Raw genomic sequence first — 17,708 nt, 5'->3', positions numbered from 1 at the left:
CTATTTCACGTCCATTTCTAATTTTTTGCTACATTCTAGTATATCATAATTTTCTTAAGCTTTAAACGGCAAAATGTGGTAAAATAGAAGAAATCAAAAACTAGTGGAGGAAGCTATTATGCCATTTGTACGCATTGATTTATTTGAAGGTCGCACGCTAGAGCAAAAGAAAGCCCTAGCAAAGGAAGTAACCGAAGCTGTGGTACGTAACACTGGTGCACCACAATCTGCTGTTCATGTCATCATCAACGATATGCCTGAAGGAACTTACTTCCCACAAGGGGAAATGCGCACTAAGTAAAGCTTAAGCAATCTGCTTAGGCTTTTCTTTATAAGTAACATTCATTGAAGAAAATACTAAAATTTGTTACAATTTGAAGAGATATTAGTCTATACAAACAAATAAACTATAAAGGAATTGAAATGATTACACGGGAATTTGATACCATTGCAGCCATCTCGACACCGCTTGGTGAAGGGGCTATTGGGATTGTTCGTTTAAGCGGAACGGATAGTTTTGCCATTGCGCAGAAAATCTTTAAAGGCAAGGACTTGAGCAAGGTTGCTAGCCACACTCTTAACTACGGTCACATTGTTGATCCTCAAACTGGTAAAGTCATGGACGAGGTTATGATTGGGGCTATGAAATCTCCAAAAACATTCACTCGTGAAAATATTATCGAGATTAATACTCACGGTGGAATTGCAGTGACTAATGAAATCTTACAATTGGCTATCCGTGAAGGGGCTCGTATGGCAGAGCCTGGAGAGTTTACTAAACGTGCCTTCCTCAACGGTCGTGTGGACTTGACTCAGGCTGAAGCTGTTATGGATATCATTCGTGCTAAGACTGACAAGGCTATGAATATAGCAGTCAAACAACTTGATGGATCCCTATCTGACCTCATTAACAATACTCGTCAGGAAATTCTCAATACCTTGGCTCAGGTAGAGGTTAATATCGACTATCCTGAGTATGACGATGTTGAGGAAGCCACTACTGCTGTAGTCCGTGAAAAGACCTTGGAGTTTGAACAACTCTTAACTAATCTCTTAAAAACGGCCCGTCGTGGGAAGATTCTCCGTGAAGGGATTTCAACGGCTATCATTGGTCGTCCAAACGTTGGGAAGTCTAGCCTTCTTAATAACCTCCTGCGCGAAGATAAAGCCATTGTAACGGATATTGCAGGTACAACCCGTGACGTCATTGAAGAATACGTCAATATCAACGGTGTTCCACTTAAGTTGATTGATACTGCGGGTATCCGTGAAACAGATGACATCGTCGAACAAATCGGTGTCGAACGCTCCAAAAAAGCTCTCAAGGAAGCTGATTTGGTTTTACTTGTCTTAAACGCCAGCGAACCTCTAACTGCCCAAGACCGACAACTTCTTGAAATCAGCCAAGATACCAACCGTATCATCCTACTTAACAAAACTGACCTACCTGAGGCTATCGAAACTCAGGAACTTCCTGAAGATGTCATCCGTATTTCAGTCCTAAAAAATCAAAACATTGATAAGATTGAAGAACGGATTAACAACCTCTTCTTTGAAAATGCTGGCTTGGTCGAACAAGATGCTACTTACTTGTCCAATGCTCGTCACATTTCATTAATCGCAAAGGCTGTTGAAAGCTTACAAGCTGTAAACGAAGGCCTTGAACTAGGAATGCCAGTTGATTTGCTTCAAGTTGATTTGACACGTACTTGGGAAATCCTCGGAGAAATCACTGGTGATGCTGCTCCAGATGAACTCATTACACAGTTGTTCAGCCAATTTTGTCTGGGTAAATAACATAAAAACTAGGTCAAAAAAAATGCTAGTCACCTAAAAAGAGGTTGGGACAAAAAGATCCCGACCTCACTTTTTATTATCAATCATAATTTGACGCGGTAGCTGATTGAACTTTTTGTTCGTCTTTTAGACTCCAAAAAGCTCCTAATCATCCTCGCGGGTCTGGGACTACGAAATCAAGACTTTGTCTATCGATTTCTGTCCCACCGCCTTTTCTTTCACCTTCTAAGTTATATCCTGCCTTAGCAGATATTTGAAACAAAACTTATACTCAATGAAAATCAAAGAGCAAACTAGGAAACTAGTCGCAGGCTGTACTTGAGTACGGCAAGGCGACGTTGACGCAGTTTGAATTTGATTTTCGAAGAGTATTACCAGTTCTTTTCTATTTTCACTTAGTCTTTAGGTAATTTGCCAGCTTTTTCAAGCATTTTTTTGATTAAATAAGGCATCTTGACATTTTCACGACCTTTTTTCTCAATTAATTTTTTAACAAATTCTGGCATTTGTAAGTCTTGTGATTCATCTAAAATATTCTTAGTTTCCTCCGAAGGGACTAATTCATCAAAGGTTTCTTCTTCTGGGAGGAATTCTCTAAATTCTTTATGTTCATTAGCTCGGATAATATTGACCAAGGCATCAATCAAACGAGAATCTGTATTTGGCATTGGTGGACGATGGTAGTTGACCCCAAATTCCTGACACAAGTCTTGACATTCCACATCGTTGTCAAACAAGACTTCAATATGCTCACTGATAAAACTAATAGGCACAAAAATATAATGCTCTGGATGTTCTTCCTGTTCTCTAAGATATTCCAGAACATCTGGCTTAATCCAAGGAATACCAATATCACTTTCGCTCTGCCAAGTGTTGGTATATTGCTCTGGTTTCAAGCCTAATTTCTCAGCAATTAACTTGCTATTTTCGAAAATCTGGTCGATATAGGGATCACCAAAATCCAAGGCAAAAATGGGCACACTGTGGGCAGAAAAGATGACTTTAAAGCTATCCTCTTTCACCTTTTCTTTTAAAATTTTAGCAATTTCAGCTGTCCAATAGTTTAATAGTGCTTCTTCTTGATACCAGTCCTTAATAACTAAAAACTGAATTTGTTTGCTTTCCAGAAACTTTTCGTACCCCATAACAGAGTAAAAGGAATAGTGTGGCTCCAAAATCAAGCAAATACACTTTTCAATTCCATCTGCTTCCATTTGCCGAATTACATCTGAAATAAAAGGGGTTGAAAATTTATTGGCAAAATAGACACTATATTCATTTCCTAACCTAGCTTCTACCAAGGCAACTTCTTCACGGGTAATTTTTTGAAGTGGAGTTCCTCCAATTCGTACATAATTATCATAGAGAGTTTGAATCTCGTGGTCTTGAGGTCGAACTCCTCGACGAATATTTGTGAAAAAATCAGCCACACCTTCAAAAGTAATCTCTTCTGGCGAACCGAAAGTCATCATTAAAATTGCTTTTTTCATATTTGCATCCTTGTGATATTTTTATCTTTTTTATTGTATCACTAAAGAAGCCATAAGTAAACGCTAACATAAGGATTTTATCTCCCTTCTGACTTTTGTTTTTCTCTTCTTTCTATGATACAATGGTTTTAAAAGAAGGAAAAAAGGAGTTACGATGAAATATCCAACATTGTTGGAGCGTTTTTTGACTTATGTCAAAGTCAATACACGTTCTGACGAACATTCAACCACTACACCAAGTACCCAAAGTCAAGTAGACTTCGCAACCAATGTCCTTATCCCTGAGATGAAACGTGTTGGTTTGCAAAATGTCTACTATCTACCAAACGGTTTTGCTATCGGTACTCTTCCAGCTAACGATCCTAGTTTGACTCGTAAGATTGGCTTTATCTCCCACATGGATACAGCAGATTTTAATGCTGAAGGTGTCAATCCACAAGTTATTGAAAACTACGACGGTGGTGTTATCGAGCTTGGTAATTCTGGTTTCAAGCTTGATCCAGCAGATTTCAAGAGCCTAGAGAAATATCCTGGGCAAACCTTGATAACTACTGATGGAACTACTTTGCTCGGGGCTGATGACAAATCTGGTATCGCTGAAATCATGACAGCTATCGAATACTTGACTGCTCATCCTGAGATTAAACATTGTGAAATCCGTGTTGGCTTCGGACCTGATGAAGAAATCGGTGTTGGTGCCAATAAATTTGATGCAGAAGATTTCGATGTCGACTTTGCTTATACAGTTGACGGTGGACCTCTTGGTGAACTTCAATACGAAACCTTCTCTGCTGCAGGTGCAGAACTGCACTTCCAAGGGCGTAATGTTCACCCAGGAACAGCCAAAGGACAGATGGTTAACGCCCTTCAGTTAGCCATTGATTTCCACAACCAACTCCCAGCTGGTGACCGACCTGAGTTGACTGAGGGTTACCAAGGATTTTACCATCTAATGGATGTTACGGGTACTGTTGAGGAAGCGAGTGCTAGCTACATCATTCGTGACTTCGAAAAAGAAACCTTTGAAGCGCGTAAAGTTGCTATGCAAGCTATTACTGATAAAATGAACCAAGAACTTGGTAGTGATCGTGTTACTTTAACATTGACAGACCAGTACTACAACATGAAAGAAGTCATTGAAAAGGATATGACTCCAGTAACCATTGCCAAAGCAGTTATGGAAGACCTTGGTATCACACCAATTATCGAACCTATCCGTGGAGGAACAGACGGTTCTAAAATTTCCTTTATGGGAATTCCTACGCCAAATATCTTTGCTGGTGGTGAAAATATGCACGGTCGTTTTGAATACGTTAGTCTACAAACAATGGAACGTGCAGTTGACACCATTATTGGGATTGTAGCTTATAAAGACTAAAGAGATCGGGAAAAAATTCCCGACCTCTTTTTATCAGCAGCCTACTTTTAACACGGTATCTGTCTGAACTTTTTATTATTCTGCTACTTTTTCTGTTGATTCAGGAGTTGTAGCTGTAGGTTTTGAGCTTGAATCATCTTGTTTATCACTTGCTGATTCTTTATTTGTTTCAGCTAGGGCAGCTTTTGTTCTAATTTCTTGATTCAATACTAAGATTTCTTGAGCAACTGATAGAAGAGCTTGCTTGTCTTTGTTAGCTGCTGCTAGTTTATCAAACAGAGCATCGACTTTTTCAAAGTCAGCATCTGAACCATGATTCATCTCTAGATAGCTATGGAGGGCAATAATACCGTTATAAAGCTGTTGATAAAGAGCCATGACCTCTGGGTCTTGGTTGACATTCTCACGTTCATTCTGAATGGTTTGTGAAATACGCTTCAGAAGATCTTGGACTTGCGTATTTAATTCATCAAGGTCTGCGTCGTCTTTCTCCAAAGCAACCGTCAAATTTTTCACTTCGTCAGAGAGTGAAGCTTTAACACCTTCTTCTTTCACTTGGCTTACCAATTCTACAGCTTTTGTTAAAAGTCCTGCCACCTGACCTTTTAAGACATGGTTACTTTGTTCCTCAGGTTGAATATCATCAAACAAACCTTTCAAGAACTCATAAACTGCAGTTTTAGCACTATGACCATCAACTTTTTCAGTGTCGAGGATCGTTTCAGAAGGTTTATGAGCAACTGGTTCATTCTTCACTGCTTCTTCAACTTCTAGTTTTGTTTGATAGATTTCTGGGAAGAGTTTGTTCAAGTCAGTTGCCTTAAGGAAGGATTGTGACTGATAAAGTGTCCACGTTAGGTTGGCAACTTTATTTCTAAGAGTGTCATTTAAGCGACCGTCAGATAGATGTTGGTAGAAATACTTGATGTATTCTACTGTTGTAACTCCAGTACGATCATTAAAATCTTGCAGAGCTTGTAGTTTAGCTTCAACTGCATCTAAACCAGCCTCATCTTGAGCCAATTTATTTTCTTGGAGTTGAGCCAAGAGATCCTTTTTAGGAAGTCCATAAGCATCCGTATCCAAGGTATTAATCTTATCTACTAAAGCTTGATATTTTTTGTCTAATGGACTGATTTCTGTTGGTTTTACACTAGAGTCAACGTGGATATACTGCTTGTCAAAGAGATCTAAAGCAGCCAGATAACCAGCTGTTGAGTTGGTTGAGAGCTTCTTCATATTTTCAGAGAATTGACCCAAGGCAAGCTCAATTTGTCTTTGAAGAATTGGTTTATCTTTATAGACTTTACGACTCTCTGCCAAGAGTTGATCAATCTTATACTGGACTGCTTTTTCATCAAAAGCACCAGGTTGGTAAGTTGACTGTAATGCAGGAATTTTGTTTTTCAAAGCGACTTCATAACCTTTAGTTTGAACCTTGATGTAGTGATTATGATCACCGTGAGGAATGACGAAGCTACCATTTTCAACCTGCAAACTATAAGGAGAAACGCCATCACGAAGAGCGGTTGTATAGAGTTCGTTTAGGAAATCAAGCTCTGCATCACCTGTTTGGAGAGGAATGCGAACGTGTTCCTTTCGAACTGCATAAGGGTGAATGTGAGTTGGATCATAAGCCTGATCTGGATTACCAAATACAAAGAATCCATTTGAGATACGAATGGCTTCAAGTGGAACACCATAAGTCTTAGAAATATAAGCTATTTTTTCTTCATCACTTGCATCTCTCGAGAAAGCTTCTACATCTTTTGCAAGTGGTTTAACAGGCTCTGCCTGATGGTGTTCCTTCAAGTGCTCCTGAGCAGCCTTAATCTGCTCTGTTGATAAATCCTTTTTAAAGAAATAGTGATTGTGATCTCCATGTGAAACGACAAAACCTTCCTCATCTTCACTTATCACTCGATCAGCATCGAATCCGTGATCGTGGTCTTCACCATGGTGGTGATCATGCCCGTCTTCATCATGGTGCTCATCCGATGGATTAGGTTTAACTTCGGTTTTACCTTTCAAGTGTTCCTGAGCTTCTTTAATCTGTTGAGCCGTCAAATCTTTCTTGTAAAAATAATGATTGTGGTCTCCATGTGAAACTACGAAACCTTGGTCGTCCTCACTAATCACTCGATCAGCTGCGAAGTCATGGTCATGATCTTCTTCATCGTGATGATGATTAGCATGATCGTGGTCATGGTTATGGGCTTGTCCTTCGCCTTCCTGACCATGATGACCCGGCTCTTCTTGGTCGTGTCCATGGTGGTTATGATCAGGATTCTCTCCATCTTCATGGTCATGGTTGTGCTCATGATCTTCACTAGGTTTACTTGGAGTTTCTACAGGATTTGATGGTGTTACAAGACCTGAAAGTGGCATCAAACGAGCAATCTTTTGTTCCAAAGCAGACATACTACTATAGGGAATGAAATGGTAGTGATTACCGTGTGGAATAGCCACCCCTGATGGTGTACGACTGGTAATTTTAGCTGGGTCAAATACCAAACCATCAGATTCTCGATAGCGTTGACTAACTGGTAAAGCATATAACTGAGCAAGAAGACTTTGAAGGTCGTCCGCTTGAGCTACTGGTTTGTTTGTAGCTGAGTTATCTGCTTGAGGACTTGGTTCGACACTTGGATTCGGTTTATAGTCCGTCACACTCGGTTGACTTCTCCTGCCAGCCAGATAGGCTTGTGCAGCAGCCAACTCGCTTGAGGAAAGTGCACTCTTTGGAACGTAGTGATAATGTCCACCGTGAGGAACGATATAGGCATCACCTGTATCTTCAATGATATCTGCAACATTAAAGACATAACCATCATCCGTTGTATATCGGCCTTGAGCTCGTGCAGCAAGGACTTCCTTAGTTTCATTTCCTCTATCTGATGTGCCTTCCCGTTTCTGACGCTCAATTTGGTCTTTGGTACGAACATTATCTGCATGGCTAGCATCTTTTAGATAGACATAGTATTTGCCATCAACTTTGATGATATAGCCACCTTTAATCTCATTGACAATATCTTCATCCTTCAGCTGATAGTTTGGATCTTTCATGACCAGTTCTTCACTAAAGATAGCATCATAAGGCACCTTACCATTATAGTAATGGAAATGGTCGCCGTGTGAAGTCACATAACCTTGATCAGTGATTTTGGTAACAATCTGTTCAGCTTCTATGCCTTCCTTCTTGCTAACTTGGTCTGGTGTAAGAGTTTCATTCTTTTTAGCTTCAGACTCTTTACCATCAACGTAGGATACACGGTTGTCATCTTTTTTCTCAGGTGCTTGATGTTGATTTAAAGCATAAGCACAAACACTTAAGGCAAGGACCACTGCAGATCCCGCTAGATATTTTTTATTAATCTTCATAATCTCCTCATTTCAATTCTTCAGCTAAGATAGCCATATTTTCTTCTAAATTTTCCAAGTAGGACTTGTCATTTTGTGGGTCTGCCTCTAAAGGATTGAGGGTTTTAAGACTCACACCTGTTGATTTGACAAGAGTTTCAGCTACCTTAGATGAAGCATTGCTTTCTGTAAAAATCGTTTTAACCTTATAAGTTTTAACAAATTCCTGAATTTCTGTTAGTTGTCTTGGACTTGGTTCTTGTTCAGGAGAGATCCCTGCAATACCAAGTTGATTAAGTCCAAATCGTTTAGCTAAATATGAAAAGGCTGTGTGTTGGGTTACAAAAGTCTTTTGATTAGCCTTTTCAAAGATGGGTTGGTATTTCTTTGTCAAATCATGAGCTTTAGCACTAAAACTTTGTGCGTTTTTCTGATAGGTATCCTTGTTAGCACTGTCTAATTCTGATAACTTATCAGCAATTATCTGTGCTTCTTCAGCAACTTTTTCAGGATCTAACCAAGTATGAGGATCATACAAGGTTTTCTCATCAATCCCATCTCCAGCTTCCATATCTTCTAATCCAGGCACGCGCTCCAAGGTCATCCCCTCAGATGCTTCTAAGACCTTTACCTTGGACTTTTGCAGGCTTGGATCCAAACTTCCTGCCCAAGATTCCAAGGTATGGGAATGATAGACGAAAACATCAGCATCATAGATGGCCGCAATGTCATTTGCTGAAGGTTCAAAAGAATGAATACCTGAACTAGACTGAATCATCCGAACGTCATTCAAATCACCAGAAATTTCTTTGACCATGGCATAAACAGGATAAAAACTGGTCACAATCTTCATTCCCTTAGTTTCATCACTCTTGTCTTGACTGGTCTTCTGTCCACAAGCTCCTAAAACGAGAGCAAGGAAGGCAAGCATGAGCCATAGGATACTTCTTTTTTTCATAACAACTCCTTAACTAGTATTTAACCATTTAATTAACTAGTAAATAGTTTATCTTTATTTAGAAAATATGTCAAGAATTTTTACACAATTTCATAAAAAAGAGAACAGAATCCATATTCTGCTCCCTTTTTATCCTCTATAATAGTTGTATAGTTACTTACTCTCCTTTAACAAGACTAATAACTTTTCAGCTTCTGCCATAATAGTATTGTTGTCCTGAGAACCAAATAACAGGTTATTTTTTAATCCTGTGAGAGTTTCGTTGGCATTGGACTTAAGAATTGGATCCTGAATCTTTTTAAGTAACTCTTCCGCCTCTCTCAGTTTTTCTTCAACCTTTTCAGTTTCAACCTGAGGTTCCTCTGGTTCCGATGGTGATTCTTCTTCTGATTCCTCTGGTTCTTTTGGTTTTGGAGATTCTGCTTTCTCATTTTTCGGTTTTTCTTCGCGAGGTTTTTCCTCCTCAATTTTTTCTGTCTGAGGTTTCTCCTCTGTTGGTTTCTCTGTTTGATTGCTAGCAGCTTGACTATTGTGGTTTCTGTGAACATGGTCGCTCGCATTGCCCCAACCACTATCTGAATGCGGACGTTCGTTTGGATGTTCGACATAATACTTCACAGTTTCAAATAGCTCTTCTAAAGTATACCCCTTAGGTGCCTCATAAAGTCCTTCGTCAAACCACTCAAATTTGATGTTATGGTAATGGTCATAATGAGGTATAATCAAACTTCCATTTTTAACTTCCACAGTATGTTGTAGATTGTAAGGCATACGGTCAAGTGGTACCTTCTTAGCTGCTTTTACTCGATTGTAAATCGCTTCTGCTCCCTTAGCCTCAGTATTTCCTGAACTTTGATGATTTGTTGAAGGAGGCGTCAAACCTTTCTCTTTAGCATAAGCTTGACCTGCTGCTCTTTCAGCTTCAGATAAACTTTCTTTCTTAATCCAATGACTGTGGCTCATATGCGGAGTTACATAGGCATCCCCCTCATCACTGGTGATATCACGGGGGTCAAAGATATAGCCATCTTCTGTTGTATACTTGCCTGCCAACTTGGCTACTTGAATCTCATCATCTGTGTAAGCTATTTGTGCATTTGGTTTTCCTAAACGTTCTGGATGATGAATCGGCGCTAGAAAAGCAAGGATATCATCAACTAACTTGACCTTATCACTTGACTCATCGTTGAGACGTTCCAATAGTCTATCCAAAGCGTCAAAATCAGCTTGGTGCCCTTTATTGGAAATCAAATCTTGATGAACTGTTGCTAGTAAATCATAAACTTTGTTGTAAAATTTTTGATCACCAGATACAAGATTGGTTTTCTTAGCTCCTAACTCATGAGACAAACTTTCTTGTTGAGCAAGTTTATCATCAATGGCTGCAACAGTTTCTGCTGAAAGTTCCTTGGCAAAAATATAACGCGAAATTCCATTCTCTTCGAAGACATAACCATCAACCACCTTTCGAATCGCCTGTTTTACCAATTTTCCATCAATTGGATTGCTTGAAGCTGGTTGCGGATTTGGGACGGGCTGTGGACTTGGTATTGGGGTAGGCTCTGGAGCAGGGATTGGATTTGGAAGACTTGGAGTCGGAATTGGTTTTAATTCTTTACCACCTGCAGTTGTATGATTTCCTTGATAATTTACTGAAATCATTCTCGCAATCCTCTGCTCTAAATCAGACATTTGAGAATAAGGGATAAAGTGGTAATGATCTCCGTGTGGCACTGCAACACCATTCGCAGTTTTTCTTGTGATTTGGGCAGGGTCAAAGAGCAAACCATCGGATTCCACATGTCGTTGGCTGAGTGGCAAGGCATAAAGTTGTTTCAAAAGACTAGATACGTCTTCACTTGGACTTGCTTGATAACTATTATCCACTTGTGGGCTAACACTTGGGGTCCATCTTCTAGTATTTGCCTCAACATTGCTTTGATTCGTTTGTCTATATGTACTACTATTCGAAGCATCTGATGAGCTATTGCTAGAAGAATTTGTTGACGGTCGATACCCAACTGAGCTTGTTTGACCACCTTTAGCGGATAGGAAGGCTTGGGCCGCAGCTAATTCACTGGCAGACAAGTCACTCTTTGGAATATAATGGAAGTGATTGCCATGTGGAACGATGTAAGCATCGCCAGTATCCTCAATAATATCACTTGCATTAAAAACATAGCCGTCATCCGTTGTATAATGTCCCTGAGCCCTTGCTAGGGTAACTTCATTGCTAACTTTTGTTTCACTACCATGTCCGTGTTCTTGCTTCTGACGATTGATCTCATCCTTACTACGAATATTTTCTGCATGGGATGCATCTTTGAGGTATACATAATAGCGACCATCAACCTTAATGACATAACCGCCCTTGACTTCGTTGACAATATCCTCATTTCGAAGTTGATAATTCGAATCCTTCATCAGGAGTTCCTCGCTAATAATAGCATCATAAGGAACCTTGCCATTAAAGTAATGATAATGGTCTCCATGTGAAGTCACGTAACCTTGATCGGTAATTTTAACAACAATTTGTTCAGCATTAATGCCTTCTCGCTGACTAACCTCATCTGGCGTCAGATTTTCAGTTTTAGCACTAGCCTGATTCCCTTCTATATAAGACACACGATTAGACTCTTTGCTAGTCTGTAACGCTTGGTAACGCCCCAATTCATAACTTGAAAGGCTTAAGGCTAAAAGAGCTACGGAACCAAGAACATATTTTTTATTGATTTTCATCTTAATACACTTTCTATTTCATTTATTCGTTAAAGAAGAACTACACTTTTTCCTAAAGAACTTCCTTAACCAGTTAAACATATATTTAGAAAAATAACTCACTTTTAAAACTCCTCCTTCTATTTTCTATTTATCAAACAAGATTTGAGCGAGTGAGTTACCTCTTTATATACTTAACCAGTTATTTAACTAGTTAATAGTTTACTCCTATCACATAAATCTGTCAAGAAAATTTTTAAAATTTTGGTAAAAAGTAGATAAAAAAGAGGAATATCCCCTAGTATGAGATAGATTCCTCTTTTTGCTATATTAGTGTTGAAATGGCATAAAATCCGATTCAAAGGAAATGTTATCCTTATCTTCTGCGTTGACAAAATTTAAAAATAGCTTTTGAAATTCTTCAAATTCATAGTCTGAATGACAAATCCACTCCTTACCCGTCGAGACATACCATTTTTCAAGACTTGCAAGTTGCTCCTTGGTCAAGGATGGTACATGAGAGCAATGTTCAAAGTTAATAATATAAACTTTTTCATAGATTGATTTGATAAAATCTTTGAGCATAAACTTTCCTCGCTTAAATTCTATACCTGATAACTAGTTGTACTATTCAATCACTTGGGTCTCAGCTAGTTTTTTGTACCAGTGAGCTGATTTCTTTGGATAGCGTTCTTGCGTTTCAAAGTCCACATAGAAGAGGCCATAGCGTTTTTCATAACCATTTGACCAAGAGAAGACGTCCATGAGTGACCAGATGAAGTAGCCTTTAACTACTGCTCCATCAGCAATGGCATCTGAAATAACTTCCAAGTGTTGTTTCACATAATCAATACGTCCATCATCGTAAACAGTATTATCGACAAATTCATCTTTGTATCCAAGCCCGTTTTCTGTGATGTAGATTTTCTTGTAGTTTGGATAATCCTTTTTCACGCGCATGATTTGGTCGTATAATCCTTGAGGATAGATAATCCAGTCCCAGTCAGTACGAGGTACATAGTCAGGAGCTACACGACGACCAACACCTTTGATTTGGTATTTAGAACTTCCTTTCTCTCCTTTACCATTGTGGATGATTTCAGTTTCACCATCAAAGGCTTCCATCCAGTCACTCATGTAGTAGTTAATTCCAAGGAAGTCGTTCAAATCTTTAGCTGCTTCAAGTACTGCAAAGTCTTCGTCACGAAGATCCAAGCTACCACCATTTATTGATAAAATGTGGTTGACCCCTTCCATGGTTTTTTCAGAATAATGACCAAGATAAGTTGCATCCAAGATGAATTTATTGTGAATGATATCTTCTAACTCAGCTGCACGAACGTCTGCAGGGTTTTTAGGATCTAATGGATACTTCGTTGGAAGGGCGTGAACAACACCGATTTCACCTTTATAACCTTTGTCTTTGTACAATTTCACAGCACGCGCATGAGAAACCATCATATTGTGGTGTGATTGGAAAACTTTAGCAAGGTCATACTGAATGCCTGGAGGGAATTTACCTACCAAATATTGACCATCTCCGATAGGGCCGATTTCATTGAAAGTAGTCCAGTAGTTGACTTCTGGAAATTCTTCGAAACAGAAGGCAGCATAATTTACAAAGTGTTCAATATTCGCACGATTCAAGAAGTCTCCATTTGAGTGAAGAGCTTCAGGTGTATCAAAATGGTGAAGAGTTACGAACGGTTCTACATGACGTTTATGACATTCTGCAAATAAGTTATGATAGAATTCTACCCCTTTTGGATTTACTTCACCATAACCAGTTGGAAAAATACGTGACCAAGCAATAGAAATACGGATACCGTTTACCCCATATTCCTCAGCTAACTGCAAATCTACTGGATATTTATGGTAAAAATCACTAGCTGGTTCAGCTGTGTACCAATAGTTATCTGCTAGGTATTTGTCCCAGGCGACAGGACCTTTACCATCTGTATGAGTAGCTCCTTCTGCTTGATAAGCAGCTGTTGCGCCACCAAATATAAAATCTTTAGGAAGTGTTTTTGTCATTTTTCACCTATTTCTTGATTGGATAAAATGAAAAGCGAGCGGAGAGGAGCTAGTGAGCTATCCATCTCCATCTCACTTCTTGTAGCAAGTCACCGAATTGTGACATGAGGAGGTAAAAATGATATCTTTTTACCGACGAATTAATAAGGCGATTAGGAAATTCGCCATAGCGATTTCCGTAACGATAGGAGACTATTTCAGAGTCCCTATCGTTAATCGAATTGAGCTTGAACAAAGGCTAGAGCACCTTGTCCATCGCGTGTCAATTTAATGTACTGTGCACCTTCTGTCTTAGCAAGTTTGATACCTAATTTATCAGTTTCAGCTTTCATATCCTCAAAGTTTGAAGCAACTTGTGGTGCTAAGATAACCAAATCAAACTCTGGTAGCATCTCACGGTGAGCTCCATAGCCACCAGCGGCTGCCTTAACAGGAACATTGTATTCTTCTGCAGCTTTATTCAAAGCATTGGCAAGAAGACCGCTTGTTCCACCACCCGCACAAAGAACGAGGACGTTTGTTTCTTCAGTGATTGTATTTTGTGCTGATTCTACTCCAGCTTTTGCAAGAATAGCATCTGCTTTTGCAGTGTTAAAGTTTGCAGCTACTTTATCTTTTAATTCATCATTAGCTTTACCTGAACGTTCTTCTTCAAGAATTTGTTCATCATAAACCTTGAGGAATGGATAGTAGATTGCAATATCCACTACGATTAACAATGCTGCAAGAGCAAATGACAAGAACTGGAAGTTTGTACCAAGAACAATACCAAGAGGTCCTGGTGTAGTCCATGGAAGGTTGGCAGTAAATGAGTTCATGCCGAGAGTTTCGATAAAGAACTTAAAGATCCATACGTTTGCAATTGGTGCAAAGATGAATGGGATAAAGAAGATTGGGTTCAAAACAAGTGGTGCACCAAACAAGATTGGTTCGTTTACACCGAAGAATGTAGGAACTACTGAAGCACGTCCAATAGCACGATTTCGTTTCGATTTACACAACCACATAAACATGAATGGAACTACAAGAGTTGCTCCTGTACCACCCATAGTGACGATAAACATCTGTGTACCAGATGTAAGGATCTTATCAGCGTGCATACCTTGTTGAAGAAGGTTCAAGTTGACTTCGGCATTTGCATAAGTAATCGCTGCAATGGCAGGTTCAACGATAGATGGGCCGTGAATACCGACAAACCAGAAGAAGGCAAAAGCACCAAAGATAATAGTAATACCAAGATAACCGTCTGCTGCTGAGAAAAGAGGGGCAAAGAACTTACCGATTGATTCTGCAACGCTTGCACCAACAAATTGACGAGCGAGCAAGTCAAGAGCATAAAGAGAAACAACTGAAAGCGTAAACGGAATAACGTCTTTAAAGACTTGTGAGATATTCGGTGGAACTTCGTCAGGCATGCGAATAGTAACGTTGTTCTTAACACAAACCTTATAGATAGCTACAGTTACAAAAGCTGCCAGGAAGGCTGAAAGCAACCCTTTTGTTCCAAGGAAACCAGTTGCAAAGCCACCCTCGATTGGGTCAGCTGCTAACATCAGCAAACCAACAATAGCCGCCAATAGCGTTGACATATAGTTGATTTGGTTGGTTTTCTCCATACTACGATTGACGGAGTCCGTTAAAGATTTAGCAGTGGTACCAGCTACCAAGACTGCTAGAATCCCCATAGAGTAGCTGTAAGGTTTCATCAAAAGTGCTACTACTTCATCAGACCATTTAAAGCCCCATGAGTTTGGTACAAAGGCAATCAAGATAAAAATACTTGAGAAGAGAATGACTGGCATTCCTGCGATAAATCCATCACGAATAGCACGAAGATAGATATTTCGAGATAGTTTTTCAAAGAAAGGCTTCCCTTTCTCGATATAGGCAATTAATTTATTCATTATTTAGCTCCTCTTTTATAAAGTTCGATTAAATGGTGCATCAAATCTTTTAGCAAAATAGTTGTCATCAAGTGATCTTGGCCATGCATCATGGTCACGCTATAAGCCAAATCGTCACCAGCAGCTTCCTTGGTTAAAAGACTAGTTTGCGCGTGGTGTGCTTCAGCGATACAGCTACCAGCTTCCTCAACTAAGCTATCCGCTTTCGCAAAATCACCAGTTTCAGCAGCCTTCAAAGCTTCCAATAATTTTGAACGAGCATCACCTGCATAGGCAACGATTTCAAAACCTAACAATGTTACTTCTTCTCTATTCATGATAGAATTCTCCTTATATATTTTTTAGTAAATCGTTATGACAATAAACGTTGGATGTGTAGAACAAGATAAACTCGTTCACTCTTGTAGAGGTCAAGACCAGTTTCCTGAGCAATGACCTCATAAATTTTACTACCAATCTCGAATGCTTCTGGATAGCTATTCTTTATATGTTCTTCCATATCGAGCAAGGATTGATTATCATCGCGACTACGATCCAGATAATCCAAAAAATAATTTAGATGAATCATAAAGCGGTCGTAGAAATTATTATTTTCAGGTGTTCGCTGGATTTTATAACTCTTCAAAACGCTTTCGACCTTCTTTAAAATTTCCTTTCTCTTATCAATTGACTCAACAACTTCGACTGCATTCTCACCTTCCGCGTTGATGAAGTGATAAGCGATGCGAATGATTTCGTCTTCAGGAAAATTTTCTGTCAGTTTTTGACGATAAATTTCGAAAGCTTCTTGTGCAATTTGAAAAGCGATAGGATATTTTGCAGAAATGTCAGGCAAGTTACTATCCTTATAGCGTCCTTGGCTAATAGCCTGATAAGAACAATAGATATGGTCTGTCAGAGTGACGTATAGATACTCTTGGACAGGATATTGATATTTTTTAGAAAGATTATCAATAATCTCATAAGTGACCGTAATAAAATCAAGCGGTACATCCTTGAGAAGAGCCATAAAATTTTCTCGCGACTCTTCTGTTTTCATCCGAAAAACTTTTTCAACCTGATCCTCAGAAATCAAATCTCCCTTCTTCTTACCGAATGAAATACCCTTACCAATTACGATCAACTCCTCTCCTTTGCTATTCCGCACGAGAGAAACATTGTTATTCATTGGATTTAATATCCGATACATGGCAACCTCCTTGCCCTATTATTTAAGTTTTGTGAGCATAAAAAATGACCACAAATGAGTTCAGAAAATATACCTCTGAGTCATCTGTGATCATGCCTAATATTACTTAGTAACACTCACTTTGTATTAACTTGTGACTTAAGTATAGCACAAGATTTTTATTTTGTAAACCTTTACATACAACTTTTTTAAAAGTTTTTTAGCTAGGTTTTAGGACATAAAAGGGGGGAAATTTAGACACGTTCAGTCCATGAAGTAGCTGTTGTTTGAAGTACTTTATTGAGTTCATCAATGTTTTCAAATCCAGTTGTACGAAGCCATTCGCGAGCTGCTGCTTCACCATCTTTGATGTAAGCTTCAACTGATCCAGCCCATGTTGCACGTCCACAAAGAACACCATTGAAGTTTGCGCCTGATTCGTGGGCAAAGACAAGAGTTTCTTGGAAAAGTTTAGCTGATACACCTGCACTCAAGTAGATGTAAGGAAGGTTAGTAGCTTCGTCTTGAGCTTTGAAGAAAGCAGCTGCTTCTTCACGTGTATGAACGATTTCTCCATCGCCAAATCCTTCAACGTATTTCACGTTAACTGGAACTTCCACTTTCAAGACATCGATGTTGAAACGTGGATCTGAGAAGACTTTCATGGCACCGATAACTTTGTGTGGTTTTACTTTAGCGTATTCTGCAGAACCAGCGTCAGCAATTTTTTCATCGTAAGCAAGAATTTCAAGGAAGAATGGAATATCTTCCGCCACACACTCAGAACCGATACGTTCGATGTAGGCTTGTTTTTGTTGGTTGAGTTCGTCAGAGCTGTCTACATCATAGTAAAGCAAGAACTTAACAGCATCTGCACCTTGTTCTTTGATACGTTTTGCAG

General features: G+C 39.2%; 13 protein-coding genes. 3 read left to right on the top strand and 10 right to left on the bottom strand.

Annotated elements, in window-relative coordinates; all coding sequences use genetic code 11:
- The first annotated feature begins 118 nt into the window (after positions 1-118).
- Both HMPREF2987_RS09250 and mnmE read left to right on the top strand, forming a co-directional pair.
- Positions 119-301, top strand: coding sequence for a 4-oxalocrotonate tautomerase (locus HMPREF2987_RS09250; protein ID WP_001117401.1), 183 nt, complete (start codon positions 119-121; stop codon positions 299-301).
- A 122-nt stretch (positions 302-423) separates the two neighbouring features.
- Positions 424-1,797 carry a tRNA uridine-5-carboxymethylaminomethyl(34) synthesis GTPase MnmE gene (gene mnmE / locus HMPREF2987_RS09245; RefSeq protein WP_075230292.1) on the top strand — a complete coding sequence of 458 codons (1,374 nt, stop codon included), beginning with the start codon at positions 424-426 and terminating at the stop codon, positions 1,795-1,797.
- 395 nt (positions 1,798-2,192) lie between these two features.
- On the opposite strand, the gene hemH is transcribed toward mnmE, so the two are convergent.
- Positions 2,193-3,287: a ferrochelatase gene (hemH, locus tag HMPREF2987_RS09240; protein ID WP_075230291.1), complete on the bottom strand. Its 1,095-nt coding sequence runs from the start codon at positions 3,285-3,287 to the stop codon at positions 2,193-2,195.
- 154 nt (positions 3,288-3,441) lie between these two features.
- On the opposite strand from hemH, the gene pepT reads away from it, so the two are divergent.
- Positions 3,442-4,665: a peptidase T gene (pepT, locus tag HMPREF2987_RS09235; RefSeq protein ID WP_075230290.1), complete on the top strand. Its 1,224-nt coding sequence runs from the start codon at positions 3,442-3,444 to the stop codon at positions 4,663-4,665.
- Positions 4,666-4,740: 75 nt separating this feature from the next.
- Here the strand turns inward: pepT and HMPREF2987_RS09230 are convergent, their stop codons facing one another.
- From HMPREF2987_RS09230 to lacD, 9 genes are all read right to left on the bottom strand, one after another.
- Positions 4,741-8,046, bottom strand: a complete 3,306-nt coding sequence (locus tag HMPREF2987_RS09230) for a pneumococcal-type histidine triad protein (protein WP_075230289.1) — start codon at positions 8,044-8,046, stop codon at positions 4,741-4,743.
- Between the two features lie 7 nt (positions 8,047-8,053).
- Entirely contained in the window at positions 8,054-8,983 is a 930-nt protein-coding gene (locus HMPREF2987_RS09225; protein ID WP_075230288.1) for a metal ABC transporter solute-binding protein, Zn/Mn family, read from the bottom strand.
- A 153-nt stretch (positions 8,984-9,136) separates the two neighbouring features.
- Complete coding sequence (locus HMPREF2987_RS09220; RefSeq protein WP_075230287.1) at positions 9,137-11,722, bottom strand: pneumococcal-type histidine triad protein; 2,586 nt, start codon at positions 11,720-11,722, stop codon at positions 9,137-9,139.
- A gap of 309 nt (positions 11,723-12,031) precedes the next feature.
- Complete coding sequence (locus HMPREF2987_RS09215; protein WP_075230286.1) at positions 12,032-12,286, bottom strand: DUF3884 family protein; 255 nt, start codon at positions 12,284-12,286, stop codon at positions 12,032-12,034.
- 42 nt (positions 12,287-12,328) lie between these two features.
- Positions 12,329-13,735, bottom strand: a complete 1,407-nt coding sequence (lacG, locus tag HMPREF2987_RS09210) for a 6-phospho-beta-galactosidase (RefSeq protein ID WP_075230285.1) — start codon at positions 13,733-13,735, stop codon at positions 12,329-12,331.
- Between the two features lie 212 nt (positions 13,736-13,947).
- Positions 13,948-15,639 carry a lactose-specific PTS transporter subunit EIIC gene (locus HMPREF2987_RS09205; protein ID WP_075230284.1) on the bottom strand — a complete coding sequence of 564 codons (1,692 nt, stop codon included), beginning with the start codon at positions 15,637-15,639 and terminating at the stop codon, positions 13,948-13,950.
- Positions 15,639-15,956, bottom strand: coding sequence for a PTS lactose/cellobiose transporter subunit IIA (locus tag HMPREF2987_RS09200; protein ID WP_049496380.1), 318 nt, complete (start codon positions 15,954-15,956; stop codon positions 15,639-15,641). The genes HMPREF2987_RS09205 and HMPREF2987_RS09200 overlap by 1 nt, the downstream gene beginning before the upstream one ends.
- Before the next feature lie 35 nt (positions 15,957-15,991).
- Positions 15,992-16,828, bottom strand: coding sequence for a PRD domain-containing protein (locus tag HMPREF2987_RS09195; protein WP_075230283.1), 837 nt, complete (start codon positions 16,826-16,828; stop codon positions 15,992-15,994).
- Between the two features lie 233 nt (positions 16,829-17,061).
- Positions 17,062-17,708, bottom strand: a 647-nt coding sequence (lacD, locus tag HMPREF2987_RS09190; protein ID WP_075230282.1) for a tagatose-bisphosphate aldolase, incomplete at its 5' end; no start/stop codon positions are given.

This window comes from Streptococcus sp. HMSC067H01, from assembly GCF_001814775.1.
GTDB lineage: Bacteria > Bacillota > Bacilli > Lactobacillales > Streptococcaceae > Streptococcus.
The sequence above is the reverse complement of the archived record's forward strand: the minus strand, read 5'-3'. Positions and strand labels throughout refer to the sequence as shown.

Bases quoted from the DNA above. Each gene is read 5' to 3' on its own strand.
- HMPREF2987_RS09250 (WP_001117401.1), top strand. From the start codon at position 119: ATGCCATTTGTACGCATTGATTTATTTGAAGGTCGCACGCTAGAGCAA.
- mnmE (WP_075230292.1), top strand. From the start codon at position 424: ATGATTACACGGGAATTTGATACCATTGCAGCCATCTCGACACCGCTT.
- hemH (WP_075230291.1), bottom strand. From the start codon at position 3,287: ATGAAAAAAGCAATTTTAATGATGACTTTCGGTTCGCCAGAAGAGATT.
- pepT (WP_075230290.1), top strand. From the start codon at position 3,442: ATGAAATATCCAACATTGTTGGAGCGTTTTTTGACTTATGTCAAAGTC.
- HMPREF2987_RS09230 (WP_075230289.1), bottom strand. From the start codon at position 8,046: ATGAAGATTAATAAAAAATATCTAGCGGGATCTGCAGTGGTCCTTGCC.
- HMPREF2987_RS09225 (WP_075230288.1), bottom strand. From the start codon at position 8,983: ATGAAAAAAAGAAGTATCCTATGGCTCATGCTTGCCTTCCTTGCTCTC.
- HMPREF2987_RS09220 (WP_075230287.1), bottom strand. From the start codon at position 11,722: ATGAAAATCAATAAAAAATATGTTCTTGGTTCCGTAGCTCTTTTAGCC.
- HMPREF2987_RS09215 (WP_075230286.1), bottom strand. From the start codon at position 12,286: ATGCTCAAAGATTTTATCAAATCAATCTATGAAAAAGTTTATATTATT.
- lacG (WP_075230285.1), bottom strand. From the start codon at position 13,735: ATGACAAAAACACTTCCTAAAGATTTTATATTTGGTGGCGCAACAGCT.
- HMPREF2987_RS09205 (WP_075230284.1), bottom strand. From the start codon at position 15,639: ATGAATAAATTAATTGCCTATATCGAGAAAGGGAAGCCTTTCTTTGAA.
- HMPREF2987_RS09200 (WP_049496380.1), bottom strand. From the start codon at position 15,956: ATGAATAGAGAAGAAGTAACATTGTTAGGTTTTGAAATCGTTGCCTAT.
- HMPREF2987_RS09195 (WP_075230283.1), bottom strand. From the start codon at position 16,828: ATGTATCGGATATTAAATCCAATGAATAACAATGTTTCTCTCGTGCGG.